The 338-nt window shown below is 70.4% G+C and carries 1 pseudogene; it reads left to right on the forward strand.

Features of this window, described 5'->3' with window-relative positions:
* A pseudogene (locus BN358_RS26635) lies at positions 1-338 on the forward strand (hypothetical protein); the annotation flags it as partial.

Here is a 338-nt window from a genome sequence, read left to right on the forward strand (position 1 = left end):
AGCGCCACCGCAACGATCAAGGGCAAGTACCGCCAGGTCGAGTACGCCGACGGCTACGGCTGGGTGCTGGAGTCGGGGCTGACCGAGTCCGCGCCGATCGCCGCCGCGGGCACCACCTGGGATCCCTGCCCGCGCGGCTCCGCCGTCGAGCGCAAGCTACGCAAGGACACCGTCCACATCTACCGGTCCGTGTGCGCGCTGTTCCCTGCGGTGAACTCCTACGGGGGCTGGCGCGCCGGCGGACTGCCGTTCCACAAGAACGGGCGCGCCCTGGACATCATGCTCACGCCCTACGCCGAGAGCGCGCTGGGCCACCGGATCGCCGATTACCTGATCGC

It is taken from the genome of Sedimentibacter sp. B4 (assembly GCF_000309315.1).
Lineage (GTDB): Bacteria > Bacillota > Clostridia > Tissierellales > Sedimentibacteraceae > Sedimentibacter > Sedimentibacter saalensis.